Source organism: Pseudomonas sp. OG7, from assembly GCF_014192825.1.
Classification (GTDB): Bacteria; Pseudomonadota; Gammaproteobacteria; order Pseudomonadales; family Pseudomonadaceae; genus Aquipseudomonas; species Aquipseudomonas monteilii.
In genome coordinates this window covers 1-26511 of the sequence record NZ_JACHYK010000007.1, presented here as the reverse complement: position 1 = coordinate 26511, position 26511 = coordinate 1, and the positions used below count along the sequence as shown (strand labels likewise).

Sequence of the window (26511 nt, the reverse complement as noted above, 5' to 3'; positions counted from 1 at the left end):
ATGATGCCCACCCCGCCCGAAGGACCACCCGCGCCCCCATGAACTACCGCCAGCCCACCACGCGCAAAAGCATGCATGCCACCCTGGTCCAGGACCTCGGCCTGCAAATCGTATCCGGCCAACTCGCACCTGGGCAAAAGCTGCCCTCCGAAGCCAGCCTGTGCGAAAGCTATGCGATCAGCCGGCCGGTGTTTCGCGAAGCGATGCGCGCCCTTACCGCCAAGGGCCTGGTCGAAGCCCGCCCGCGTGTCGGCACCCTGGTGCGGCCCCGCCATGACTGGCACATGCTCGACCCCGACGTGCTGCACTGGCTGATGCAGGCCACCCCGCAGAAAGACTTCTTCAACACCTTGTCCAGCGTACGCTGGGTCATCGAACCCGCCGCCGCCGCACTGGCCGCCACCAACGCCACTGCCGAGGATGTCGAGTCGATCGGCGAGGCCTACCAGCGCATGGAAGCCGCGCGAACCCATGAAGAGCGCCTGCAACCCGACCTGGACTTCCACGCCCGCATCGCCGACGCCACCCACAACGACTTGCTGGCCTACCTGTGCAACATGCTGTCGATGGCCCTGCGCGAATCGGTGCGCTATTCCAACCAGCGGCCGAACTTTGATCAGCTCGCCCTGCCCCGGCACAAGGCGATTCTTACGGCTATCCAGAACGGCGACGCGCTCGGGGCGCGGCATGCATCGCTGGTACAGCTTGAAGATGCACGCGTGGCGTTGAGCAAGGTGTTGGGGCAAGACCCTACGAGTTGAAATTCAACCTGTAGCCCACGGGATCGGCGGCTCCCCACGCGTGGGATGGATCGATGGGCGCTGGCGGTCCTTGTAGCAGGCAATCTTCTGCACGAAGACTTCCGGCGCGGGTCAGTTTCGAGGCCTGTCATGTTCGGCACGTTACAACAAATGTGGGAGCGAGTTTGCCCCGCGAAGCGCCGTGAGGGCGGCGCTAGATGTCAGCAGCCCCACACGACTCAAGGCAGGCGCATGCAGGCCACTGATCAATCCCCGAAAGCCCTCTGGAAACTGAAGAAAAAGTCGGCGTAATCGTCAGATCTCAAGATTTTGTGAGCTCAGTGAAGAAAATCTCGTCGCTCAAGATAAAACTGAAGGAAATGGCCTTTCTGGAAAACCATGACGCCGTCTACAAGGCCGTGGAGCAAGCACGTTCCAGAGGCACATCAAAATCCACAGGAACTCACGCACGTCTAGCCATATCCCCCAGTTCCGACCTCCTCCATGAAGTCCGCAAGATACGCCTCAACCCGCGCATGCCGCTTAGCCGCAAGGCGAGCGCCTTCACAGGTTTTAAAGCCTGAAGCAAGCTTGAGCAGCTTGGTATGGAAGTGCTCGATCGCATAAGTCGTGTCCTGATATTCCCGACCCAGTGCAGCGGGGCTCTCGAAATCGTACAGCGCCGAGCCCATGCCCCCGGATACGTAAAAGCACCGAGCGATACCCACTGCACCGATGGCGTCCAGGCGATCACTGTCCTGGAGAATTCTGGCCTCAAGGGTGAGTGGTTCGATGCCTGCCGAGTAGCTGTGGGTTTTGATTGCATGCGCTACCTGCTCGATTCGCTGCGTGGGCCATCCCATATCAGCCAGGATTGACGTCGCCTTCTGTGCCGACAGCGTTGACGCCTGCCCGCGCAAGGGCGAGTTCTTTTCTACTGCGACACAGTCATGCAGCAGAACCGCTGCAAGCAGCACTTCCAGGTCGCCGCCTTCTACATGCTGTATCCGTTGCGCGTTGACCCACACGCGATAGATGTGGGACAGGTCGTGGGAGCCGTCTGGGTGGTCAGCGGGTAAATGCTTCAGTAAGTCAGCAGCCAAATGCTGGAAAGGGGCAAAAGCTTCGTTAGTCATCGTGGGTACGTTCCACTATCATCGTGAGGCATCAAATTGACACTACCTCAGCAGTTTGCAGACAAGGCGAACCGCATGGTGCGTCTGGTATACCCAATCTTGAACGGGTTGCTGGCATGCGGGATGGCTGGACCGGGGTTGCGCAGCTAAACCAATAAGGTACCCGCTACCTTTCAAGCCTTGCGATCAAGGCCGCATCAGAGGCTCGATGCCGATCCATTTCTTCACCGGGTGATAAAAAGCTGCAGCGGCGGGATCTCCATCTTGCGCCCCTGCACCTGCAGGCTGCCCAGGTGAATGGTCCACTTGGAATCGGCGTTCAGCTTGTCCGTCTGGAAGATTACATAAGCCGAGCCCTAGCGTTTGTTGTTGGTGAGCTTGGGAATGAGCCGGTGCACTTCATCGCTGTTGATGTCGTACGGCGATGGCCTGGCAGCCCGCTCAGTCACAGACGGAAAGTCGTTGATATCGTTGAGGCCCACGTACACCTCGGGCCGTGCATTCAGGCGCGAGCCGTCTTAAAAGGTGATGTAGGCCTGACGGCTGTCGTAGAGCACCGGGATTGGCGCTTCGCCACGTTTGGAATCTGTCGACGGGCGCTGGCGGTCCTTGTTGTAGGCGATCATCTGCACGAAGAATTCCGGGCGTGGGTATTCCTCGCCCGCGACTTTCAGCCCAATCAATAGCACTTGCCAGCAGAGCCCGGCCGGCTCCAATACCACGCGAGACAGGGTCTACCCCCATCTGAAAAACCTCAACGACATCTGGCTCAGCTTCTGACGATTTGCACCACACCAAACCACAAGGCTCGCCGTGTTGAAAAGCAAAAAACGCCTGTGCGCCGGGAGATGTTGCCGCAGCAGCGATACGGGCCTCCCAATCATCGTAGCTTCTAATTGCCTCACGCTCGTAGGTACTTGCGAACGCATCCGGTGACTCACGCAGGGCCCGCAAACGCAGACTCCGATAAAGCCGCCACTCATTTGCGGCTATGGGGCGAACAAACACGATATTACCTCCAGCTGTTTTCCTCCCGTCAGCCGGAGCGCTGGCTTGCAGGGGCTGCGCATACCTCATTTCATATTATTCCCACCTCTTCCCCTAATCTCGTCCATTCTGGCTTATGGTCTACGCGCAACACGGAATTTTCCTACGCTCTTTCACATTTTTTCTGAAGAAAGTAAGGTGTTGGGCATCTCTGAAAGAGGCGAAAGCGGTCATCCGCCCTTCGCATACTCCTGACGCAAGGAAGCTGCTCGTGCCCACCCCTACCACTTCAACGCCAAACACAAAACCGCACGGGCTTTTGGCATCGGAGCGGCTGGAGCCAGGCTCCGTTTACACACGAGACGACCTTAGGGCGCTTTTCGAGATAACAGATGCCACGCTCAACACCGGCATATTTCGGCCTAAGGGATTAAACTCCGTTTGGCTGTTCATCACCGAGCATAAAACATCCGATAGAACTCAGTACGAAGATGCGTTGGAAGGCGATACCCTCCACATGCAAGGCCAACCCATGGGGCGAACCGATGCACTCATTTCGGACCACCGCCAGCTCGGGCTGGAGCTACTTCTCTTCTATCGGAAAGCAAAGTACGAATATCCACACGCCGGCTTTAAGTACGAAGGTATCTTCACCTACCAGCAACATTCTGGCAGCGCTCCTACCTCCTTTGTATTGAATCGCAATCAGGCTAAGGCAGATGAAGCGCTGTCAGCCAAGATCGAGCAGCAGCTCAGCACCCAAGGCGAGTTCAACCCCGAAGACCTCAGTGATGCACGCACACGCACAGTATCGTCCATCGTTGGTAGACGGGGTCAGCCTCAATTCAGAAAGCAATTGCTAAAGGCCTACCAAGGACGATGTGCCATCACCGCCTGCTCGTTACAGCAGGTGCTGGAGGCCGCTCATATCCACCCCTACCTAGGCGATGCAACGAATGTCGTATCCAATGGCCTGTTGCTCAGAGCCGATGTGCATACTCTATTCGACTTAGGTTTGTTGTGGGTCAACCCAGATGATTTGCGAATCGAGATATCCGAGATGCTGAGGGATAGCGAGTATGAATCAATCGAAGGGCAAGCGCTGTACTTACCGGAGAATGAGGCAGAGCGCCCGAGTCGCCTGGCGCTTGAGTTTCGATTCAACTCTATTGCCAATCGTTAATCAGGCTCACGTGAGACATAGCATTGTCGAGATACAAACGTGCAGCCAATTCATGATCGCCGCGCCATCGGAGATCGGGGAACTGAGCGTTAGCCGAGCAAACTGATGCTTCGAGCTGACCTCGTACAATACCGCCTCCATCGCCGAATCGCTCAGCCCAAACCAGTTTTGGTAAGTGAATGCGCAGGATCATTTCCATTTGATAAAGGTATGACGCCACCGAACTTTGCATAGTGCGGTGCGATCAACGCGACCAACCCAATCGACGGCACGTCCTACTCCATCTCATACTGGAACCGTACAGCACGCACAGAAAACTGCCGCCCATAAAAAAATCCAGTCACCGCTAGGTGACTGGATTTTTTAGGGATTTTTGGTCGGGACGGAGTGATTCGAACACTCGACCCCTTGCACCCCATGCGTATTATCCACGGTTTTCAGTGGATGTCAATGAATGTCACTGGATCGATATTGCCCAGTAAATTCAATGGCTTCAGATGTAATCAGCGCCCATTACGATCCGCTCAATTCCTCCGACAGCCGAGCAATTCGGTGGGGTAAAAGTGGGGTAAAATTCTTCTGTGACCGACTAATGCAAGGGGTAGGACATGCCCAAGCTGACAGTAAAATTGTTGGAAGCGTTCACCGCCGACGATGATGGAGCGATCCTCCGCGAGGATGGTGGACTGGTAGGCAAGGTTCGCGCGGGTGTGCGTGGCGTGACAGTACTTTTTCGTTACGAATTCAAGCAACAAGGGGAGAAGCGCGACTATAGCCTAGGTAGCTGGCCCAAAAAGTCACTCGCCCAAATCCGTGCGGAACGCGACGAAGTGAGGGCGATCGCCGCAAAGGGCATAATACCAAGCGTCGCGCGCAGAGCCGCCAAGATCGAAGCACAGGTTGCGGTGGCAGCGACCCTTGCAGATGCCGAACGTCAGATCGCTGAAAACAAGACGGTAGCAGAGCTTTTTCAAGAATGGCTTCGCGATGGTGTTGCGCGTAAGGATGGTAATGCCGAATTGCGGCGAAGTTTCACCAAGGACGTCCTTCCCATCATTGGAAATAAGCCCCTGCGAATTCTTTCCGAGAAGGACTTGCTAACTGTTCTGCGCTCAGTCAAAGCCCGCGGCCTCAACCGTACCGTTGTGATTCGCAATAACGATATCGGTCAGATGCTGCGCTGGGCAGAAAAACGCAAGCCGTGGCGCACTCTACTGGCTGACGGCAACCCAGCGGACTTGATAGACATCAAAAACCTTCTGGATCACGACTACCAAGAGCAACGCGACCGCCTGCTCAATCCAGATGAGATTCGGGAGTTGCGCGATATTTTCTCCCGGCTTGAACACGACTATGACACGTTGGACGTTGGCCAGAAATACTCAGGCATTCGTCCAGTCAACCAGCGTGTTCAATGCGCCGTATGGATATGCCTGAGCACGCTCTGCCGGATTGGCGAGCTGCTGAAATCTGAATGGAGGAACGTGGATCTGGTTAAGGGTACCTGGTTCATACCGGCTACCGCAACAAAGGGACACAAAGGTAAACGACAGGATCATCATGTGTTTCTGTCACCTTTTGCACTGGAACAGTTTCAACGACTAAAAGCAGAAACCGGACATACGCCTTTCTGCTTTCCCGGTAAGGACCAGAAGAGCCATGTCGACACCAAGACAGTCAGCAAATTGATCGGTGATCGCCAGTGCAGCTTCAAGAATCGAAGCAAAGCATTGTCAGGACGCCATCATGACGACTCGCTGGTGCTTAGCCAGGGCCGCAGAGGTGAATGGACCCCGCACGATTTGCGCCGCACTGGAGCGACGCTAATGCAGGAACTGGGAGTGACTCTTGAAATCATCGACCGCTGCCAGAACCACCTACTGGGTGGTTCAAGAGTGCGCAGGCATTATCTACATTACGACTATGCGAAAGAAAAAAAAGACGCATGGTGTAGGCTGGGAGGGGAACTTGTGAATATCTTGTCAGCCTTTAGCGACCCATCACTAACGAGCAGTGGGTGATGCGTAACGAGAGTTGACGGGTCGAGGGCTTTCGGTCCGGGGCGGCGAATGGCGTATTAAATAGCGGGTCGGCGAGCACCCCGCCCAACGCTTGAACACCTTGCGAAAAGAATGCTCATCGCAAAATCCCATGTCGTCAGAGACCTCCCCAATGCTCCGGTAGGATCCACTGCTCAGCAGATGAAGCGCCCGCGTCATGCGCACCTCTTGCTTCAGTGCCCTATAAGAAGCACCTTCTAGCTGCAACTGGTAACGATAGAATTGTTCGCTGATCGCTAGTCGTTTGGTGAGCTCGCGCTGCGTTGGCCAGTCCTTGACCGGCAGGCGGCTCAGATATTCCAGAGTGGCGTCCTTCCAGCCCGGTTCATTTGATGAAATATTAGCCATTCATGCCCTCCTCGTCCGAGCCATCATGTGCGTCTGCTCGTTCCTCCGACAGGCCTGCGATGACCGACCCTTGCCTGCCCAAGCGGGGCGCAAAAAGCGACCCGCGTGACAAAGGTCAGAAGGTGGCTTGGACTTTCACCCCACCTACCCAAGCATCATCCACCTCCCTCACCCCACCAGGGTGTCGAACGAACTGCAGGTTTGGGCGGACTGTCAGCCAGTCTGTGAAATGAATGCCATAGTTGAGCTCGGCGTTGTATTCGGTCTCCTGCACCGGCAGGTAATCGGGATCCGCGTAATCATCAACACCGTTGACCACGTTGGTCAGAGCCGCGTTCTTGCGATAGGCCGGGTTCACGTGCACTTCGGAGATCGCCAGACCGATATCATCTTCGGAGCGTGCGTCGAACAGGCCCTTGTAGATCGCCCCGACGGAAACGTAGTGGTCGACCTTGCTGGTCTTGTGGTCGTGCGCGGTAGCCATGGCGAACAGGCTCAGCCCGCGCGCGGCGTCGCCAGCGTGCCGGGTAACCTGCTGCATAGCGCCGAACCACACCCCGTGCTTGCTCGATGCACTGCGGTAGGCTGCGCCGCTGATCACCGCTGGCTGGCCATTGCTGTCCTTGAGCACGTCGTTGGCGTTCGAGGTGCTGTAGTAATAACCCACGCGGTATTCACCTGGCAGGCCGTCGATGCGCGGCTTCCACAGCAATTCCACCGGCAGCACCGCACCTTTGGTGCCGCTGCCGCTGAGCTTGAAGCCGTTGGTATTTTCGGTATTCGACGGGTTCTGCTCGTATACCCCGATTTGTGCGAACAGCTCAGGCGTCAGCGCGTACTTGACCCGCAGCGCCCACTGGGTGATCGGCCAGTTGTACCAGATACCTCCCCAGTTACCGACTTGCGAACCGCAGAAGGTCAGGTTCTGGAAGTTGCAGTCGAAGCTGTTGAAATCCTCGCCCTCGCCGAAGCGGCCGGCCTTGATGTCCAGGCGCCGGTCGAAGAACGCCTGCTGGTAATAAAGCTGGGTCATGCGCCAATGCGAGCCGCGGCCCCAGACTTCCTGGGACGAACTCAGGGTGCCGACGCGCGGGTCGCCGACACGCTCGTTGGAAATGTTTTCTCCGTTGCGGTTGGCCACGGTCAGCTGGAAGCGAGCATCGTGCCAGCCGAGCAGCTTCTGGAGGTCGAAACGCGCGCCAAGGGAGTATTGGTCGCTGTAGCTGGCGCTACGATCATTGTCGTAGCTGCCACCCAGGTTGGCGCCGATTTCGCCGACGTAGGCGAATTCAAAGTCGATGCCCTGCTGGGCCAGATCGCTGCGGGTGCCGTTCCAGTCGCCCAGCGCCCATGGCGAATCGCTGGCAAAGGGTTCGGTAGCGTGGGCCAGCGGTGCGCAGGCCATGGCGGCGAGCAGGGCTCGGTATTTGAAAGGGAGCATGGGATTCTCTTTGTTATTGGTCTGCAGACTGACAGGAAGCTGTCGCCGGCAAGCCGGCTCCTTCCGGAGCACTGCGGCTTGCCGACGACGGGTATTTACTGAACGCTGGCGCGCATCTGCTCAGGCAGCTCAAGCTGCTTGCGCATCCTGACCACTTCTTCGGCTGTCACCGCTGCGGCGCTGTTGCCCCAGCTATTGCGCATGAAGGTCAGGATGTCGGCGATCTCGGCATCACTGAGTTTCCAGTCGAACGCCGGCATGCCGGCCCCGGTGACATAGGTGTGCGTGTGCACCGCCCGCGCGCCACCCAGCACCACGCTGGTCAAGGTGTCGGTGTTGCCGGCCAGGATCGCCTTGTTGCCGGCAAAGCCGGTGATCATGTGGCTGACGCCCTCGCCTGCCGTGCCGTGGCACGCCGAGCAATGCACCTCATACCCTTGCGCGCCACGCTGCATGCGCGGCTCGGAGGCTGCCAGCGCCTCGGGTGCCGGCAGCCCGCTGCCCGGTAGCGACTTTAGATAGATGGCAATTGCGCGCAGATCGGCATCGGTCAGATGCTGGGTCGAGTTCTCGATGGCTTCGGCCATCGGCCCGCTGGCGACGGCCACCCCGTCACTGCCGGTTTTCAGATAGTCGACGATCTGCTCTACCGAGCTGTCGCCCAACCCGAGGTGCCGATCATTGGTAATGTTGGGGGCGAACCAGGTACCCACCAACCCGCCATACAGCGCTTCGCTGACCACTGGCCCACCCAGCCCGTTGCGCGGGCTGTGGCAAGCGGCGCAGTGCCCCGCGCCGTCGACCAGGTAACGCCCACGGTTCCATTCCGGGCTTTGTGCCGGGTCAGGCACGAATGGCTTGTTGTCGAAGAACATCCAGTTCCAGCCAGCCATCAGCAGGCGCTGGTTGAACGGAAAGTTCATCCCCGCCAGTTCATCGACTACGTGCACCTTGGGCTCGAGCGTGCTGAAGAATGCCCACAATGCATGCAGGTCATCGTCGCTCATGCGCGTGTAGTCGGTGTACGGCATCGCCGGGAACAGCATGCCGTGCCGGCCACGCCCCTGGCGCACCGCGTTGAAGAAGTCGCGCTCGGTGTAATTGCCGATACCGGTTTCACGGTCGGGGGTGACGTTAGACGACTGGATGTCACCAAACGGCGTGCCGATCACGTAGCCACCGGCAAAATCACCGTGCTTGGCGGTATGGCAGGCCGCGCAGTCAGCCGAACGCATGACGTATTCGCCGCGCTTGACCAAGGCCGCGTCAGACGAACGAAAGTCGCTCAGGCGTACCGAATCATCGGCCATGTCCGAACGCGCGGTAGAGTTGGCCTGGATCACCAGGCCGAGGATGACGGCGCCGGCCAGGGCCAGGACAGCGCCGCCGATCAGGGCAGTTTTCTTGTTGATCATCGCAGGCCTCACACCAGGGAACCGGGGTTGTGCTGGTACTTCTCATGGATCGCCCGGGCCGTGCGGATGGCCAGGGCGCCCACGGTGCTGGTGGGGTTGTAGCCGGCGTTGGTGGGGAACGCCGAGGCGCCGACCACGAACACGTTGTGCGCGTCCCAGCTCTGCAGGTAGGTGTTGACCGCGCTGGTACGCGGGTCTTCGCCCATGATCATGCCGCCCTGGGTGTGGTTGGAGTTCTCGTCGTACGGGGTCCAGGACTTGGCCGCCGAGTTGAAGGTGTGCACGTGCTTGGCGCCCATCTTCTTGCCGATGTCCACCGCGCGCTGCTCGATGAAACGCGCCATGTTGCGGTCGTTCTGGTTCCAGTCGAAGGTCATGCGCAGCAGCGGCGTACCCCAGCGGTCCTTGTAGTTCGGGTCCAGCGACAGGTAAGCATCACGGGCCGGCATCGAGGTGCCCTGGCCGAAGATGATGCCGTAGTTCTGGTAGTTGTCCTTGTAGGTCTGCTTGAAGCCTTTGCCCCAACGCGGGCTACCCGGCGGCAGCAGCCCTGCGCGACCGATCGGCATGCCCTCGCGGGATACGGTGAGCAAACCGGCACCGCCGATGAAGTCGAGCTGGCTGTGGTCGAAGTTGTCACCGTTGTAGTCGTCGACCTGGATGCCCAGGCCGCCGGCACCAATGAACGGGTTGAGGGTTTCGTCCTCGAACCACACATGCGCGCCGGCGCAGGTCTGGTAATTGTAGGCGCGGCCGATGGTGCCGGTCTGGGTGACCGGGTCGTACTGCTTGCCGATGTCGCTGAGCAGCATCAGGCGGGCGTTGTCGTAGGTGAACGAGCACAGCGCGACGACATCGGCCGGCTGGATCACCTCGCGACCCTGCTCGTCGAAGTAGCTCACGCCGGTGGCAGTCTTGCCGTCGTCGGCCTTGTGGATCTTGGTCACGTAACCCTGGGTAATCAGGGTGAAGTTCTTGCGGCGCATCAGCGCTGGGATCACACAGGCCTGGGGCGAGGACTTGGAGTAGTTGCCGCAGCCGTGGAACATGCAGTAGCCGCAGTAGGTGCACGGCGCCATGCTCACGCCCAGCGGGTTCACGTAGGCGGAGCCGACGTGAGCGACCGGGATGTAAAACGGATGCAAGCCCATTTGCTCGGTGCTTGCGCGGTACATCTGCATCAACTGCGAGTCTTTCAGCGCCGGGGTTGGGAATTCGCGGCTGCGCGGCCCTTCGAACGGGTTGCCGCCGGGGCGGATCTCACCGTTGATATTGCCGGCGACACCCGAAATCCCCGCAATGCGCTCGAAGCGGTCATAAAACGGTTCGAGATCGGCGTAGGTAATGCCCCAGTCCTGCACCTGCTCCAGGCCTTTGAGCTTGCTGGCGCCATAGCGCTCGAGGGTCGCCGAACGCACGCGGAAGTCCCACTCGGAGAAACGCCAGGCCATCCCGGCCCAGTGGAAGCCGGCGCCGCCGACCGACTTGCCCATCTGGAAGGCTTTCAGTTCGCGGGTTGGCACTGCTGTCTGGCCGGAATGGTTGCGGAAGGTCAGCGTGTAGTCGCCCGGTTGCAGCAGCAGTTCGCGGCGGATAGTCCAGCGCAGCTCATCGGGATCGACGGCCGGCGGCGTGTCGGTGGAGGTGTCCAGCCACGGGCCACGGTCGATGGCGACCACTTCCAGCCCAGCGCGGGTCAGTTCTTCGGCCATCAGTGAGCCGGCCCAGCCCAGGCCGACGATCACTACGTCAGCTTTTTTACGTGTAATTGCCATGTTGTTTTCCTCTGGCCTCAGCTCACCGGGATCAGGCTGATGGGCTCCAGGCCCAGGTTCTGACCGCGACGGTCAATGTACTGACGGTAGTCGTAACGGGCGCCGGGGAAGCCCACCAGCTTCCAGCCGACCATGCCGCGATTGCCGCCATAGAGCGGGTCGGCGAAGTAGCCTTCGCGTACGCTGAGTAGCAGGAACTCGAACAGGCGGCTGCCACTACCTGTGCCTTCCCAGTCGAGACGACCTTCCTCCAGCTGCCGCAGGATCGCGTCCATCTGCTCGCCGTCGAGTTCTGCGAAGGCGCGGCCATGGGCTTTGCGCGCGTGGCTGTCGATAAACTCGAGGCCGGCCAGGGTGTACTCGCGGCGGGTGCGCAGGCTGATGGTCAGCCCCATCAACTGCGACTCGTCGGCACGCAGTGGGCGGTCCAGGTACAGGTCCTTCGACTCGCCATACGGGCCGTTCATCTGCGCGTCGAGGTAGTCGACGCAGCCGGCCTCGCTGGCCGATGCACCCAGCTCGTCATGCGGGATCAGGCGGTCGAACACGGCGGTCAGGGTGGCACGCGCCTGGCCCTTGAAGACATTGCCCTGGCCGCCGCTCATGACCGGGGATGGCAGCATTTCGCGGTTCAGGCCGGTTTCTCGCGGCACTGACTTGAGTTCCACCGCGCCGACCTTGGCCAGGCCGGCGGCGGCAAACAACGCGCCCATTGAACGCAAGGCGTCCCTACGTTTCATGGAGTTCTCCTTATCGACAATCACGGGGACCGTGCGACAGGTGGCTGTTTTTCGCGCACGCAACAGCTCATGGCAGGCACAGGCGTGCTCACCAGGGGCTTGGGAATCAGGCGGGGATACGAAAAAGCACGGCGCGAACCGGATTACCCGGTCGGCCTACTGACGACGGCGGCGCAGATCTTAGGGTGCGGCATTGCGCCACGCCATCACGGCTTTGACGTGTTTACGTCAAAACGTGTCATCTAGCGCAGGTCTTCGACGGTTTCATCGATCACGATACGTAACTGCGGGCGCACCTGGGGCGGCGCGTCGAGGTCGCCGTTGGCGTAAAGCAGGTGTTGAATCGCCGCCTCCGCCTGGCCTTCGGGGTCCTGGTCGAGCACCAGCGAGAGCAGCCCTTCACGCAACATCGCCGCATGCGCGGCGGTGGCTTCATGGCTGACCCACACCGGGCGCTGGGCCTGCCTGGCCAGGGCGCGGTAGACCCCCGCCGAACCGCTACCGGTGCTATACAGCCCGCTTACCGGGCCTTGCTGCAGATAGTCGTTGAGCTTCGCTGCATTGAGGTCGTCATCATCGAAGCATTCGACCGGCCCCACCACCTCGACCTGCTGCGCGCGTTCGGCCATCACATCGAGAAAGCCTTGCACGCGCTGCTGATGAGCGTGATAGAGCAGCGAATTGGTCAACAGCACCACCCTGCCCTCGCGGCCGTGCACCCATTGGCTCATGAGCCGGCCGGCGGCCCGGCCCGCAGCCTGGTTGTCGATCCCCACATAGGTGGTGCCGGCAAGCGCCGGCAGGCTGGTGGTCAGCAATACCACCGGAACACCCGCAGCCACCTGCGCATGCAAGGCAGCGCGGACATCCGGGGTGTCCTGAGCCACCACGATCAGGCCCTGACGCGGCACCCGCGGATGATTGATCAGGTCCGGCAACTGCTGGGGGGCGCGCTCCTGCCAGGTGTGGCGCTGCAGGATCAGGCGCGAGCGATGGATCTGCGCCTGCCGACCGAAGGCCGCAGCCAGGCGCTTGAAATGGTCGGTGGCGCTATCGACCAACACCAGGTCAAAGCGCAACAGCCCATGCACGGCCGAGGGCAGCAGGCGCTTGAGCCCAAGCGCCTGGGCAGCTTGCAACACCTTGCGGCGTTTGGCGTCGGACACGCTGCCGCGCTCGTTGAGCACTCGGTCGACGGTACTCAGGCTGACGCCGGCGCGCTCGGCGACGTCAGCCATGCCTTGACGACGGTCAGACCTGTCCATGGCGAAACATCCGGTTACCAAAACCGCGAAGTCTGCCACGCCGCTGGTGTTTCGCCTACTCCGGCTAGCCCTAGGGCTGATCGCTGCCTTGGGCGTTCACCGCCAGCGGCAGCAGCCGTCGAGGCATGCGCCCGCTGCGGATCAACCAGCCATCGAGGGAGAACTTGCCGGCACCGGTGAACATCACGCCGGCAAACACCACCATCAGCAGCATCACATACTCCCAGCCGCCTCCACCCGCCGAGGCCCAGGCATAGCCGCGGCTCCATTCGCCGCCAAAGCCGACCGTCGCCACCAGGAAATACACCAGGCTGAGCACCGCGCCGAGCCTGGCGAACAAACCCAGCCCGACACTCACGGCGCTGGCCAGCTCGATGAGGCCGCCCAGCACGACGAACGCGGCTGCGGCCTCCCCCAGGCCGAAGCCCTGGAAGCCGGCTTCCAGCCGATGAAACCAGTCCATTCCGGCAAAAATCTTCTCCGAACTGTGGCACAGCTCGTTCAGACCGAAATACATGCGAACCAGGGTGGCCTGCCACAGCAGGGTGCCCAACCAGGCGCTCGATTTTCCCCGGTCGCGGCGCAGGTCGCTGGCCACGCAGTCGACGAACTGCAGGAACAACGGCACGGCGGCGATGCTTGCGACCCACACCATCACCCGCGCATCGGTCATCGCCGCGACTCGCCAGGCGATCAGAAACGGCAGCAGCGACAGCAGGAACCCGGGGGCGAATACCCGAGGCGTCATGAACGTAGCGCTGAACAAGGCCACGCACATCCACAGCGTGCTGGACCAGGCGGCGAAGTCGGGCAGCGAATGATCGACCCAACCGCAGTAGATCGAAGCGAGCAGCGTCGCCGCCAAGCCTGCTACGCCGAGCGCGTTGGGCACCGACGCGGGCTTGAGCACGTTGTAGTCGCGCGCGTAGGCGCCGTCGACGGTGTCCAGGGTCAATAGCGGATTGTTCATGGTCGGCCTCCGTCGGCAATGGAGGTAGGCAGGGTCTTTTCAAAGGCCCGCACAAGGTCAGTGGCGAAGCGCTGTTCCTGGGCATCGCTCGCGCCGCCGGCAACCCCCAGCGCAGCCACTGCCTGGCCGTGCTGGCGCACCACCACTCCCGCTACCGCCGGCAAGATCCCCGGGATGCTGCCCAACTGCAGGTTTTCCTTGCGTGCCAGGTCGTAGAACACGACGGTGTCGACATCATTGATGGCGGCTGAATTGGCTTTTCTGATTGCCGCCTCGACGCAACCCGGTGCCGCGCCATCCATGCGTTTGAACGCGAGCAGGTAGCCGCTGGCGTCTGTCACTGCGATACAGGGATGCACGCCTTCCTGGCTTGCCGCAGCCACCGCCCTGTCGAGCAATGCCGCAGCCCCCTCGAGAGACAGCGTATGGGTGCCACGCAAAGCACCTTCGGACGCCATCGCCCAGGGCGCACAGAGTGTCGCGATGCACAGGATCGACGGCAGGCGCATCGATGCGCCCAGTCTGGAACTCAAGCCCATGGTTCATTCCTTTGTTTGATCAGGGTCCTGGCCCCCTGCCCGGCTGCCGCGCAGGAGGCCATGCGGGTCAGCGCAGGCTCGCGGCGACATCCACGGCAAGCTGCTGTTCGGTGAGGTCGGTTGCACCGCTGATGCCGACACTGCCGACCACGCTGTCGGCGTGTTTGATCACCACGCCGCCCACCGCGGGCAGGATGCCGGGGATGGTGCCGATGGCCAGGTTTTCCTTACGCGCCAGGTCATAGAACGTGATGGTGTCGATGGCGAAGCGCGCGGCGGATTTCGCCTTGGCGATCGACGCCTCGACGCAGCCCGCGTAAGCCCCCTGCATGCGGGTGAACGCCAGCAGGTGGCCGTCAGCGTCGGTCACGGCAATGCAGATTTTCATGTCGCGGCTGCGGGCGATGTCAGTGGCTTTCTGCGCCAGCTGCAACGCCGCTGCGGTGGACAGGTTCTGCTGGGCCACCACCGATGCGCTCACTGCGTCTGCGGCATGCGCCGCTGGAATGGCAGCAACGCTGAGGGCGAGGGACAAAGCGGCCATGGTCATTGTTGTTTTCATGGGTACATCTCCTTGGGTTTATGACCTGTGCTCACTGCACAGGGCTGGCGAAACGGTTTTTGCGGGCGAGCGCAACCTGCGCGCGCCTTGGCAATCGCGTTTTGGGCGAAGGGTGGGAGTCGGCCTTGCGGTTGACCCGCAAGGCTAGGTTGATCAGCGCTCGGCAGTCGCCAGCGGCTTGCCTGCCACTGCCGGCACGTGCGCACGGGCACCCAGATCGTCCGGCAACTGGACCTTGTAGATCATGAACGGCTTGACCAGCGCATCCTGGCCGCCAGGGCCGCGGTTGGAGGCCATACGCGCGCTCTGTGGCACCGGGATATACAGCTGGCGCTGATCGCTGACGATCATCGCATCGGGGTTCCACAGCCGCGTGTCCTGGGCAACCACACGCAAGGTGCCGTCCGGGCTCAGCACTGTCACCCTTGGTTTGTCGTATTCGCCCAGGTAGAGGTTGCCGGCGCTGTCCATCGCAGTGCCGGTCAGCGGGCTGGTGTCGTAGACGAATTCGACCTTTTCAGCCAGAGCCGCCTCGCTCAGACGGGTGTCACGCAGCGCCTCGGTCGGCACCCGCCACAGCGGGCCACTCAGCGGCTGGTAGTACAACCACTGGCCGTCCGGGCTCAATTCGATAGGGTCGGAATGCACCTGATGGTCGCTGCCATCGGCCAGCAGCAAAGGCTGGCCGTTCTCGCCGAACGGCCGGCGCTGGGGATTCATCTGCGTAGAAGGGTGCCCGGCCAGACGGCGCACGGCATCACCTGTGCGCAGGTTGACGACGATGATGGCGCCGAGCCCCGAATCGGTGATGTAGGCATGCTCGCGGTCCAGGCGCAGGTCGTTGAGGTTGGCGCCGGCCGGCAACACCTTTTCAGGCAGGCTGATGCTGCGCAGCAGCCTGCCGCTGCGGGTGTCGAACTGCAGGATCTTCTGCCCCGGGTTGATGCCCTTGGGGCCGGCGTCCTCGCCCTGGTCGATGGCCCACAGCGTGTCGTCGTCGAAGATGTGAATGGTGTTGATCTTCACCAGCGCCTGGGCGCTGGGCTTGCCTGGGGCCCACTCGTTCCACTGCCCGCCGGGGAACGGTTTGAGGCTGCCGTCGGGCAGCACCTCGGCGATCGAAGGGGTTTTCTCGAAGCCCGGCCAGCGTGGCAAACCGACGAACAGGCGGCCATCGGAGGTCAGCGCGACGGCGTTGCAGAGCCAGTCAAGCCTGGCGACTTCGATCAAGGGTTGGCCGCTGGGCGGAATGTCATACGCCTGCACCAGCGAAGCGCAGGACAACCCGAGCGCAAGACCGGCAGTGCGAAGGGTACGGGTAAAGGTCCTTGGAAAAATCATTGTCGTTATCCTTTTCGTCATGGTCCGAAGTGCAATCAATGGGCGCCGAGGGTGTTCAGCGCAGGCTTGTCCGGGCTGTTGCCGGGCGCGGCCGGGGCATCGCCCGGCCGGCGCAGCGGGCCGACGATGAACAGGTAGCTGACGAAGGCGCCGACCGCGTTCAGCGCGACATACACCAGGGCGCCATTGAACGACTGCATCGACTGCACCATGTAGCCGATCACCACGGGCGTGACGATCCCCGCCAGGCTGCCGAAGGTGTTGAAGATCGCCCCGTTCATGCCAATGCTGTCCTTGGGCGAAACGTCGGCGATGATCGCCCAGCCCAGCGCCCCCACGCCCTTGCCGAAAAACGCCAGGGCCATGAACAGCACCACCAGCAAGTCGGTCGATACGTAGTTGCACAGGATCATGCTCATCGACAAGGTCATGCCGATGAAGATCGGCAGCTTGCGCGCCAGGGTCAGCGACAGCCCTTTGCGCAGCATCCAGTCCGACAGCATGCCGCCGGTGATGCCGCCAATGAAGCCGAAGATCGCCGGCACTGCCGCCAGCAAGCCGGCATCCAGTAGCGACAGCCCGCGCTGCTGCACCAGGTACACCGGGAACCAGGTAAGAAAGAAGAATGTCAGCGTGCTGATGCAGAACTGCGCCAGGTAGATCCCCAGAAACATGCGTTGGCGCAGCAACCCACGGGCGCGCGCCCAGGTATCGCGCCAACCCTGTTGCGGAGGACGGTCACCCGTATGTTCACGCAGGCTGGCGCCACCGGCTTGCATCGTCTGCAGCTCTACCGGCGTGAGCGACGGATGCTCGATCGGTGCCTTGATCCGGCGGATGAATACCACGCCCATGGCGACCCCGGCCGCACCCATCACATAGAACACCCACGGCCAGCCCCAGCGCGTCGAGACCCAGGCCAGCAATGGCGTGAACACCACGGCGGCAAAGTACTGCGAAGAGTTGAAGATAGCCGTGGCGGTGCCCCTTTCGGCAGTCGGGAACCACATCGACACGATCTTGCTGTTGGCCGGGAAACACGGCGCCTCGGCCGCCCCCACCAGGAAGCGAAAGGCGAACACCGCGACGAAGGCCAACCCGACCGGCATCATCGCCACCGTGCCGATCAGGCCGGTGAACACCGACCAGGCAACGATGGCCAGGCCCAGCACACGGATGCTGCCGAAGCGGTCGATGGCAAGGCCACCGGGCAGCTGCAACAGCATGTACGCCCAGGCAAACGCGGAAAACAGCCAGCCCATCTGGGCGTGGCCCAGCCCCATTTCGTCGGCCAGGCTGGCGCCGGCGATGGACAGCGTGGCACGGTCGCCCTGGTTGATGATCATCATCACGAACAGCAGGGCGATGACTTCATGGCGCCGATGCTCGGCGATGTAACGGCGCAGAGAATGTATTTTTTTCATTGTATTCTCGATACCCGGTCGGCATGGCGGCTCGCACGGAGCCGCGGCCGGGAGGTCAATGGGCGGTGGTTTCTCGCACGATGGCATCGGCGAGCCTACGCACTTCAGGCCGCAGCGCGGTACCCAGGCCGGGCGCTCGCGGAGCCAAGGCATGGCCTGCCTCGATGCGTGGCAGTTGCGTTACCAGCTCGCCATACCAGGTCGCCAACGAGGCCCTGACCACTTCCTGCAGCACTGCCGTAGGGGCATGCAGCCCCAGATGCAAGCCTGCGAACAGCGCGACAGGGCCAGTGCAGTCGTGTGGGGCCAGTGGCTTGTTGTAGGCCTGGGCCAACGCGGCGATCTTGCGCGCCTCGGTGAATCCGCCGCACCACACCAGGTCGAGCATCAGGTAATCGAGGCTGCCGGCATTGAGCAGGTCGCGGTAGGCCGTGCTGCCGCCCAGGGTCTCGCTGGCACAGATCGGTACGCGGGTGCGATTGCGCAGGTCGGCCAGTGCATGGGCGTCGTCCATCTTGCACAGCGGGTCCTCGACCCAGTACACATCGAAGGCTTCCAACGCCTGGCAGATGCGCAGCGCGGCCGTGCTGTCCCACAGGCTGTGCAGCTCGACCATGATCTCGATGCGATCGCCTACCGCGTCGCGGATCTGGCGCAACGCTTCGCAGCCCTTGCGTACTTCGTCGAGGCTGATGCTGTTGGCCCCGGGCTGGCGGGCGAACTGGTCGAATGGCCAGATCTTCATGGCCGTGTAGCCCTCCTCGACCAGGCTCACGGCCAAGGCGCCGGCATCGCGGTGGAAAGCCAGCTGGTCGTCGTAAGGGCCTTGGGCGCGGTCGGCCGTAGTGATCTCGCGGCGTGCGCCTTGCTGGGTATTGAAGTCGTAGCCGGCGCAGGTGTTGTACACACGGATGCGATCGCGGCAGGCACCGCCAAGCGCTTCGTGGACAGGCACGCCATGGCGCTGGCCCTTGAGATCCCACAGGGCGATGTCCACGGCGCTGGCTGCTCGAATCTCCGCGCTGGCGCTGTGGTAGCCGATATAGGGGGTGGTCAGCTCCAGCGAAATCGCCTCGATCTGGCGTGAGTCGCGGCCGATCAAGCCGGGGGCGATGAGCTCGTGCACCGCAGCTTCGACCGTGGCCGCGCCACGGAAGGTTTCACCCAGGCCGATCAGGCCTTCATCGGTTTCGATCTCCAGCCAAAGCAGCTTGGGGCGTTCGGGCAGGCGCAGCGTTCTAACACAGGTAATCTTCGACATTGTTCTTGTCCTGAGTCCTTTCCAGCAAATGGTATCGTTACCATTTCTGCTAAAAAACCTATCGCATTGCTCAATGGACGACAAGGGGATGCGGAAAATTAATTGCGCGACCGCGAATGTTAACGCTCGCTCGCGGTATCCATGGTGCTGTCACGCTGCACCAGGCTGAAGCCGATGTCCACCGTGGTCTGCGCCTGCTCGCCGCCGGCCAGGCGCTCCAGCAGCAGCGCGGCCGCCGTGTCGCCCATCAACTTGCCGTCGATGCGCACCGTGGACAACGCAGGGAAGGTATGCGCCGCGAAGGCCATGTCACCGAACCCCATCACCGCCAGTTGCTGCGGTACTCGCAAGCCACGGGCTGCGGCCTCGGTCAGCACGCCCTGGGCAATGGTGTCGGAGGTGCAAACCACCATCCACGGCTCGTGCCCGCCTGGGTTTTCCAGCAGCAGTTGCCGGAGCCCATTACGGCCTTGCTCCAGCGCCGGCAAACCCTGCCAGGTCTGGCGATGCACATCGGTGATGCCCTGCTCGGCCAGGGTCTCGACGAAGCTCTCGGCCCGGCGCAGCCCGCGTGGGTCATCCACCGCGAACAAGGCAAAGCGCCGATAGCCCTGCCCGGCCAGCACGCGCGCCACCTCGCGCCCAGCCCGCTCGTGGGAGAAGCCGACCAGCATGTCGATAGGCTCATCCGACAGGTCCCAGGTTTCCACCACCGGTATGCCCGTTGCCCGCAAGCGATTACGGCTGGTGCTGGTGTGCAGGGTGCCGGTGAGGATGATGCCATCCGGGCGACGGCTCAGGATCACCTCGAGCAGCTCCTGTTCCTGCTGGCTCTGGTACCCGGATACCCCGAGCAGCACCTGGTAGCCGGCCTTCGCCAGGCGCTCGTTGATGGCCTGGAAGGTGTCGGAGAACAGCGGGTTGGTCACCATCGGCACCACCAGGGCCACCAGCCGCGTGCGGCTCGACTTGAGCGAACCGGCCAGGCGGTTGTGCACGTAGCCGGTCTGCTCGATGGCCCGCCGCACCTTGAGGCGGGTGGCTTCGCGTACCGCCTCCGGCTGGTTCAGGTAGCGCGACACGGTCATCGGCGCGACGCCGGCCAGGCGCGCCACATCAGTCAGGGTGACCGCCGTGCGTGTGTGTTGCTTGCCCTGTGCCGCCATGCCTGCCCTACCCCGACGCTGATCGATAGTTGAAGTGGCGCCAGAGTAGCTTGTGAAAATCTTGAAGGAAACCCGTCAAAACGGCCGTGGCGCGATTCGCGCCACGGCCAATAGACTCGGCCCGCCAGCGTCGAGCCGCCTTTGCGCTGCGCCCATAAAAACAACTCGAGCGTCACGCAAGCGCGGTGTGCCTGCACCGGCTCTGGTGAACGCGCGTCCTGAGGATGATGGACATGAACAGACGTGAAGCGCTGATATCACTCGTTCAATTGAGCGCCCTTGGTGCGATCGGCAGCGCCAGCGCGGGCGTGTTGAGCACTGCCCCCCACCCTGCCACCGGCACCCGCGCCGATGCCTTGCCCATTCCGGCCAAGGCCGGTGGCCTGACCTACCTGACCGAAGCCGAGGCGCACGAAGTGGCCGCGCTGTTCGATCGCCTGATCCCCGAAGACGAACTGGGCATGAGCGCCAGCCAGGCCGGCTGCGTGACGTTCATCGATCGGCAGCTGGCTGGCCCGTATGGCCAGGCTGCCAGCAGTTATCGTCTTGGCCCGTTCAGCCAGGGCACCCCCGAGCAAGGGCCGCAGTTCGCTCACACGCCTGCGCAGCGCTACCGCTTGGGGCTCGAGCGCCTTGGTCAGTATTGCCAAAGCCGCTATGGCCGGGCATTCAGCGCACTGCACGGCGATCAGCAGGACGCCCTGCTCAGGGCGATGGAGGGGGCCGACCCCGCCTTGCCGTCAGAGATCGGTGCCGAATTCTTCGCCCTGCTGCTGCAGAACGTGCGCGAAGGCTACCTGGCCGACCCCATGTACGGCGGCAATCGTGACATGGTCGGCTGGCGGCTGATCGGCTTCCCAGGGGCGCGCTACGACTATCGCCCCTACCTCCATCGCAAGGGCCTGCCCTTGGACCTGGAACCGGTGAGCTTGCTCGACCGGGCCAGCTGAAACCCTTCTTCGAACATGCACGCGGCAGCCACGGGCCTGCCGGCAGCCGGCTGCGCGCAAGGAAGCTCCATGAGAACAACAAGATCTAAAGCAGATGTGGTCGTTATCGGCCTCGGCTGGTCAGGCTCGGTGATTGCCGAGGAACTGGCCAGGGCGGGCCTGCGCGTAGTCGCCATCGAGCGCGGTGCCTGGCGCGACACCGCCAGCGATTTCCCGCCGTCGGTGGATACCGACGAACTGCGCTGGGCGACGCGCAAGGAGATCCTCCAGCCGCCCAGCCTCGAGACCTATACCGTACGCAACAACGCCCGTCAGGTGGCCTTGCCGGTGCGTGAGTGGAGCAACCTGACGCTGGGCAACAACGTCGGTGGCGCAGGGACCCACTGGGCAGCGGCCTCCTGGCGCTTCAACCCGTTCGACTTCCAGCCCTACAGCAAGACCATCGAGCGTTATGGCAAGCAGCAGCTGGTACCCGGTCTGCAAGTCCAGGACTGGGGCGTGACCTATGAAGAGCTCGAACCATTCTACGACCGCTTCGAGCGCATCGCCGGCACCAGCGGCAAGGCAGGCGTCATCCAGGGCCAGGTGGTGCCGGGCGGCAACCCCTTCGAAGGCTCGCGCAGCCGTGAATTCCCGACTCCGCCCTTGGTGCCCAGCCACTGGAACGACATCTTCAGCAAGAAAACCAGCGAGATGGGTTACCACCCCTTCCCCGTGCCCGCAGGTACGATCTCCCAGGCTTACGTCAACCCGCTGGGCGTGCGCATGGGGCCGTGCACCTATTGCGGCTACTGCCAGCTGTTCGGCTGCGGCAACTGGTCCAAGAGCAGCCCCAATGCCTGCGTGGTCCCGGCGCTGATGCGCCACCCGAGCTTCGAATTGCTCACCGAAACCGAAGTGCTGCACATCAACAAATCGGCCGACGGCAAGACCGCCACGGGCGTCAGCTTCATCGACAAGCATGGCCAGCGCGGTGAGCAGCCGGCCGATATCGTCATCCTGGCCGCCTACCAGCTGGACAACGTCAGGCTCATGCTGCTGTCGGGCATCGGCGAGCCTTACGATCCGCGCACCCGGCGCGGGGTGATCGGGCGCAACTACAGCTTCCAGACACTTTCCTACGCCTACCTGTGGTTCGAAAACGAGCACCTCAACCCGTTCATGAACACCGGTTGCCTGGCCATCCAGATCGATGACTTCAACGCCGACAACTTCGACCACAGCGGCCTTGGCTTCATCGGCGGTGCGGGCATCCAGTCGCTGTCCAACAGCGGCCTGCCCATCGGCATGGCGGGGGTACTGCCCAAGGGTGCCCCGACCTGGGGCAAAGGCTGGAAGCAGGCCTTCCGGCACAGCTACCAGAACTGGGCGATGATCCAGGGCCAGGGCACCAGCTATGCGCATGAAGACGCCTATTTCGACCTCGACCCCACCTACAAGGACAACTACGGTCGCCCGCTGATGCGCATGACCTTCGACTACAACCTCAACGACCAGCGCTCGGGCGAGTTCATCCGCCGCAAGTGCGAGCAGATCGCGCGTGAGGTGGGCGGCACGCGCATCGAGTCCTACAACTTCGCCGCGGACCATTACACCCCGTTCCGCGCCAACGACTCTTCGCACACCAATGGCGGCGTGGTCATGGGTACCGACCCGCGCACCAGCGCGCTCAACCGCTACCAGCAGTGCTGGGCCGCGCACAACGTGTTCGTCCTGGGCGCCTCGTCATTCCCGAACAACGGTGGCTACAACCCCACGGTGACCATCGGTGCCCTAGCACTGTGGACGGCCAAGGCCATCCTCGAGCAGTACGTGAAGAACCCCGGCCCGCTGGTACAGGCATGAGAGAAGGCATATGAACAAGAAAATCGCTCTGTCGGCGCTGGCCGTGGTGATGCTCGCAGGCCTGGGTGGTGCTTTGCTGGTCAATGGCGACACCAGCTCGGTCAACGTCGCCGATGACCGGGTCGCTGCGGCCGATGCCGAGCCGGTCGACCCGGCCGCTGCCGCCCGCGGCGCCTATGTCGCGCGACAAGCCGACTGCGCCGCCTGCCACACCGCGCCAGGCGGCAAAGCCTACGCCGGCGGGTATGGCCTGGAGACGCCATTCGGCATCATCTACTCGACCAACATCACCCCCGAGCGCAGCAGCGGTATCGGCAACTGGACCGAGCGGGACTTCTTCCGTGCGGTGCGCCATGGCCAGCACCGCAACGGCCAGCTGCTGTATCCAGCCATGCCCTACAACGCCTACGTCAACATCAATGATGCCGACATGCATGACCTGTGGGCGTACATGCGAACCCTGCAGCCGGTCAAACAGGTGGCACCGAGCAACACACTCGGTTTCCCCTACAACATCCGCCTGAGCCTGCTTGGCTGGAACCTGCTGCATTTCGACAACAAGCCTTTCGTGCCCCAGGCTGAGCAGTCCGCGCAATGGAACCGCGGCCGCTATCTGGTCGAGGGCGCCGGCCACTGCGGCGCCTGCCATACCCCGAAGAACTGGCTTGGCGGCGATACCGATCAATACCTGCAAGGCGCCGAGCTGCTTGGCAGCCATGCGCCGGAGATCACCAACGATGCCTATCGCGGCCTTGGCACCTGGAGCAATGAACAGATCCAGGCGTACCTGAAGACGGGTGCGAACCACCAGGCGATCGCCTCCGGCGCCATGGGTGAAGCGGTCGAGTTCTCGACCCAGCATCTGACCGACCCCGATCTGGCCGCCATCGCCGAGTACCTCAAGTCGCTGCCCGGCTCAGGCGCCCAGCCGCCGAAGCCGTTGGCCGCCAGCGAACCCGTCATGCAGCGCGGCGCGCAGGTCTACGAGTACAACTGCATGGCCTGCCACAACCTCAAAGGCGAAGGGATCAACGGCATGGTGACCGCGTTCGCCGACAACCCTGGAGTGCGCACCCCCAGCGGTTCGAATCTTATCGCCACGGTACTCAAAGGAGGCAAGGCGGTGGTGACCGAGCATAACCTGACCGGTGCCGGCATGCCTTCGTTCGACTGGAAGCTGAGCGATGCGGATATCGCTGCTGTGCTTACCTATGTACGCAACAGCTGGGGCAACGCAGCGCCGACCATCCAGGCGGAGCAGGTTGCCCGGGCCAGACACACCCTGAATGCGGCAACGCAAATGCACGCCGAGCATTAACCCGCCGTTACTTCATCACAAGGATGAGACGCATGAAATTACCGATAGTCGCGCTGCTGTTCTTGCTCTGCTCACCCTGGCAACTGGTATCCGCAAAGGAGCCCTCGGCTTCGATACTGATTCAAGGAGGGTGGATCATGACGATGGATCCGACCCTGGGCGATATCGAGCAAGGGGACGTGCTGATTAGGGACGGCCGCATCGTGGCGGTGGGGCGCAATCTGCAGGCCGCTGATGCAGACCCTGTAGATGCCCGCGGGCAGATCGTCATGCCAGGCTTCGTCGATACGCACAACCATCTCTATGTCACGACCATGCGCGGGCAGTTCAGGAACCACCAAGGCCAGTTCTTCCATGTCAGCTCGCGCCTGGCTGCGCAGATGAGCGCCGACGATACCTACACCGCCATGCGCCTGGGAGCGCTGGAGCTGCTGGCGGGCGGCATCACCACCACGGGCGATTACTTCGACAACGTACTGTCGCCAGCGCACGGCGAGGCCGGTCTTCGCGCCTTGCAGGACGCGGGAATTCGCGCCACGTTGTTCTACGGCGGCCCCGACAAGACTACCCGCTACCCCATCGATGTCGAACAGCTCAAGACGCTTGTCCAGCAGGGCGACGGCCTGGTGCGGATGGGCCTGGCATGGCGCCTGCCCCGCAATCGCGAGGATGCCGACAACTGGGCGATGCGCCAGCGTGAATACGATACCGCTCGCCGCCTTGAACTACCGATTCAGGTGCATGTCAGCGGCGAATCGAAACCCATGTTCGACGCGCTCATCACACGTGATTACCTCTATCCTGGCCTTACGGTGGTACATGCCACCGACGCTACGCCAGAACAACTTCAGGCGCTGGAGAAGGCCGGAGGCAGTCTGTCGCTTACCCCGGTAAGCGAGCAGCGGGTCGGCTATGGCCTGACCCGTCTGGACCACTTCAGTGCAGTCACACGCCAAGGGCTGGGCATCGATGGCAATGCGCTGGCAGGCAGCGCTGACATGTTCGCCAGCCTTCGCCTGGTGGCCCTGACCTGGAGCGGCGGGCTGCGCCAAGAAGCAGCGCCAGACCCTCGCGCCCTGTTACGCCTGGCGACACGCGGCGGCGCCGAAGCGCTGGGGCGTGCAGACGAAATAGGCTCGATCACCCCCGGCAAGCGCGCCGACCTGCAGATCATCGCTCTTGACGGCGTCAATACCTCGGGTTTCGCCGGTGGCGATCCGGCAGCCCTGCTGGTTTACTCGGCCCGGCCGGAAAACGTAAGCACCGTGATGGTCGATGGCAGGCTGGTCAAACAGAACGGCAAGCTGCTGGCTCCTGATCTACCCGACCTGTTGCAACGTGCAGCAGTATCAGCATCACAGATGCAAGCGCGCACCGAGCAGCCGTGAACCCGACGTGCGGCACGCACCAGGAGCACCTGGGGCCTCGATCCGCCTATGCGCCTGGCGCTTGGCGCTTGGCGCTTGGGCAAGGTAGCTCCGCCAAGCGACCGCGCTGCGGATTATTTCAGCATCCAGCATCTGCTGGTCCGCAGCCGTCTGTGGCGGTGAGCTTGGGGTGCGGTGTGGCAACACCAGCTCGACAGCCACATCCCCCCAACAGGCCCAAGCCTGCCAAGGCAATGACAGCTCCTGCGAGCTGGAGGGCACTGGTCTTTTCACCACTCACGAAATACAGGATCAGAGGAGTGAAAACCACTGCAAGCCCGGTTATGAATCCAGCATTCGAGGGCGACGTGAGCTGGATGCCTGTCGTTTGAAATGCAAACGCAACGAACAGCACACCACCCGCCGCCACGCCGACTAACCAATCCTTTCGTCCTATTCTGAGCAACGAGTTCAAAGCGAACGGCAGCAGGCTGGCCCCTCCAAGCAAGAATAACCAGCTATTGAGGCACGAGGCCGCCATGCCTTGGAAATTATGCTTTGCGACAAAGCTCCAGCCCCAAATTGAATCGCCCCTGGTTTCGTAGACACCTCCAAGCCTCATAATGAGGCCCAAATAGGAGGTGCCATGAGTCGTCAGCGTTACCCTGAAGAATTCAA

General features: G+C 62.2%; 22 protein-coding genes and 2 pseudogenes. 7 read left to right on the top strand and 17 right to left on the bottom strand.

Going from position 1 to position 26511, the window contains the following annotated elements; genetic code table 11:
* Positions 1–38 precede the first annotated feature (38 nt).
* On the top strand, positions 39–761 hold the full coding sequence (locus FHW75_RS17695; protein ID WP_016711234.1) for a FadR/GntR family transcriptional regulator: 723 nt from the start codon (positions 39–41) through the stop codon (positions 759–761).
* Between the two features lie 452 nt (positions 762–1213).
* On the opposite strand, the gene FHW75_RS17690 is transcribed toward FHW75_RS17695, so the two are convergent.
* The 3 genes and pseudogenes from FHW75_RS17690 to FHW75_RS17680 form a co-directional block, all read right to left on the bottom strand.
* Entirely contained in the window at positions 1214–1876 is a 663-nt protein-coding gene (locus FHW75_RS17690; protein WP_183674168.1) for an HD domain-containing protein, read from the bottom strand.
* Positions 1877–2062: 186 nt separating this feature from the next.
* A pseudogene (locus tag FHW75_RS27015) lies at positions 2063–2538 on the bottom strand (hypothetical protein); the annotation flags it as partial.
* 58 nt (positions 2539–2596) lie between these two features.
* Positions 2597–2953, bottom strand: a pseudogene (locus FHW75_RS17680) (hypothetical protein); the annotation flags it as partial.
* 181 nt (positions 2954–3134) lie between these two features.
* On the opposite strand from FHW75_RS17680, the gene FHW75_RS17675 reads away from it, so the two are divergent.
* Both FHW75_RS17675 and FHW75_RS17670 read left to right on the top strand, forming a co-directional pair.
* A complete protein-coding gene (locus tag FHW75_RS17675) occupies positions 3135–4046 on the top strand; it encodes an HNH endonuclease (RefSeq protein WP_025752750.1) in 912 nt (303 codons plus the stop codon).
* A gap of 608 nt (positions 4047–4654) precedes the next feature.
* The gene (locus tag FHW75_RS17670) at positions 4655–6067 is read left to right on the top strand and encodes a site-specific integrase (RefSeq protein ID WP_183674166.1); all 1413 of its coding nucleotides are present in this window, start codon (positions 4655–4657) and stop codon (positions 6065–6067) included.
* Here the strand turns inward: FHW75_RS17670 and FHW75_RS17665 are convergent.
* The 13 genes from FHW75_RS17665 to FHW75_RS17605 all read right to left on the bottom strand — a co-directional run bounded on the left by FHW75_RS17665 (position 6050) and on the right by FHW75_RS17605 (position 20353).
* Positions 6050–6454, bottom strand: a complete 405-nt coding sequence (locus tag FHW75_RS17665; RefSeq protein WP_183674164.1) for a helix-turn-helix domain-containing protein — start codon at positions 6452–6454, stop codon at positions 6050–6052. The genes FHW75_RS17670 and FHW75_RS17665 overlap by 18 nt on opposite strands.
* 115 nt (positions 6455–6569) lie before the next feature.
* Positions 6570–7859 (bottom strand): carbohydrate porin, encoded by a 1290-nt coding sequence (locus FHW75_RS17660; protein WP_232104716.1) that lies wholly within the window; start codon positions 7857–7859, stop codon positions 6570–6572.
* Between the two features lie 131 nt (positions 7860–7990).
* Positions 7991–9310, bottom strand: coding sequence for a cytochrome c (locus FHW75_RS17655; RefSeq protein ID WP_183674161.1), 1320 nt, complete (start codon positions 9308–9310; stop codon positions 7991–7993).
* Between the two features lie 8 nt (positions 9311–9318).
* On the bottom strand, positions 9319–11085 hold the full coding sequence (locus FHW75_RS17650) for a GMC family oxidoreductase (protein ID WP_183674159.1): 1767 nt from the start codon (positions 11083–11085) through the stop codon (positions 9319–9321).
* A gap of 17 nt (positions 11086–11102) precedes the next feature.
* Positions 11103–11825, bottom strand: coding sequence for a gluconate 2-dehydrogenase subunit 3 family protein (locus FHW75_RS17645; RefSeq protein WP_183674157.1), 723 nt, complete (start codon positions 11823–11825; stop codon positions 11103–11105).
* Positions 11826–12067: 242 nt separating this feature from the next.
* Positions 12068–13090 carry a LacI family DNA-binding transcriptional regulator gene (locus FHW75_RS17640; RefSeq protein WP_183674155.1) on the bottom strand — a complete coding sequence of 341 codons (1023 nt, stop codon included), beginning with the start codon at positions 13088–13090 and terminating at the stop codon, positions 12068–12070.
* Between the two features lie 70 nt (positions 13091–13160).
* Complete coding sequence (locus FHW75_RS17635; RefSeq protein ID WP_183674154.1) at positions 13161–14060, bottom strand: DoxX family protein; 900 nt, start codon at positions 14058–14060, stop codon at positions 13161–13163.
* The gene (locus FHW75_RS17630) at positions 14057–14599 is read right to left on the bottom strand and encodes a heme-binding protein (RefSeq protein ID WP_183674152.1); all 543 of its coding nucleotides are present in this window, start codon (positions 14597–14599) and stop codon (positions 14057–14059) included. The genes FHW75_RS17635 and FHW75_RS17630 overlap by 4 nt, the downstream gene beginning before the upstream one ends.
* 67 nt (positions 14600–14666) lie before the next feature.
* Positions 14667–15161: a heme-binding protein gene (locus tag FHW75_RS17625; protein WP_232104715.1), complete on the bottom strand. Its 495-nt coding sequence runs from the start codon at positions 15159–15161 to the stop codon at positions 14667–14669.
* Positions 15162–15314: 153 nt separating this feature from the next.
* A complete protein-coding gene (locus FHW75_RS17620; RefSeq protein ID WP_183674150.1) occupies positions 15315–16502 on the bottom strand; it encodes an L-dopachrome tautomerase-related protein in 1188 nt (395 codons plus the stop codon).
* A 35-nt stretch (positions 16503–16537) separates the two neighbouring features.
* Positions 16538–17926, bottom strand: a complete 1389-nt coding sequence (locus tag FHW75_RS17615) for an MFS transporter (protein ID WP_183674148.1) — start codon at positions 17924–17926, stop codon at positions 16538–16540.
* A gap of 55 nt (positions 17927–17981) precedes the next feature.
* A complete protein-coding gene (locus FHW75_RS17610; protein ID WP_183674146.1) occupies positions 17982–19187 on the bottom strand; it encodes a mandelate racemase/muconate lactonizing enzyme family protein in 1206 nt (401 codons plus the stop codon).
* A gap of 119 nt (positions 19188–19306) precedes the next feature.
* The gene (locus tag FHW75_RS17605; protein ID WP_183674144.1) at positions 19307–20353 is read right to left on the bottom strand and encodes a LacI family DNA-binding transcriptional regulator; all 1047 of its coding nucleotides are present in this window, start codon (positions 20351–20353) and stop codon (positions 19307–19309) included.
* 233 nt (positions 20354–20586) lie between these two features.
* Here FHW75_RS17605 and FHW75_RS17600 point away from each other — a divergent pair, with 233 nt between their 5' ends.
* From FHW75_RS17600 to FHW75_RS17585, 4 genes are all read left to right on the top strand, one after another.
* Positions 20587–21303: a gluconate 2-dehydrogenase subunit 3 family protein gene (locus FHW75_RS17600; protein ID WP_183674142.1), complete on the top strand. Its 717-nt coding sequence runs from the start codon at positions 20587–20589 to the stop codon at positions 21301–21303.
* A 69-nt stretch (positions 21304–21372) separates the two neighbouring features.
* Entirely contained in the window at positions 21373–23148 is a 1776-nt protein-coding gene (locus FHW75_RS17595; RefSeq protein WP_183674140.1) for a GMC family oxidoreductase, read from the top strand.
* Between the two features lie 10 nt (positions 23149–23158).
* Entirely contained in the window at positions 23159–24466 is a 1308-nt protein-coding gene (locus tag FHW75_RS17590; RefSeq protein WP_183674138.1) for a cytochrome c, read from the top strand.
* 137 nt (positions 24467–24603) lie between these two features.
* Positions 24604–25854 carry an amidohydrolase family protein gene (locus FHW75_RS17585; protein WP_232104764.1) on the top strand — a complete coding sequence of 417 codons (1251 nt, stop codon included), beginning with the start codon at positions 24604–24606 and terminating at the stop codon, positions 25852–25854.
* 118 nt (positions 25855–25972) lie between these two features.
* On the opposite strand, the gene FHW75_RS17580 is transcribed toward FHW75_RS17585, so the two are convergent.
* Positions 25973–26511, bottom strand: a 539-nt coding sequence (locus FHW75_RS17580; RefSeq protein WP_183674134.1) for a DMT family transporter, incomplete at its 5' end; no start/stop codon positions are given.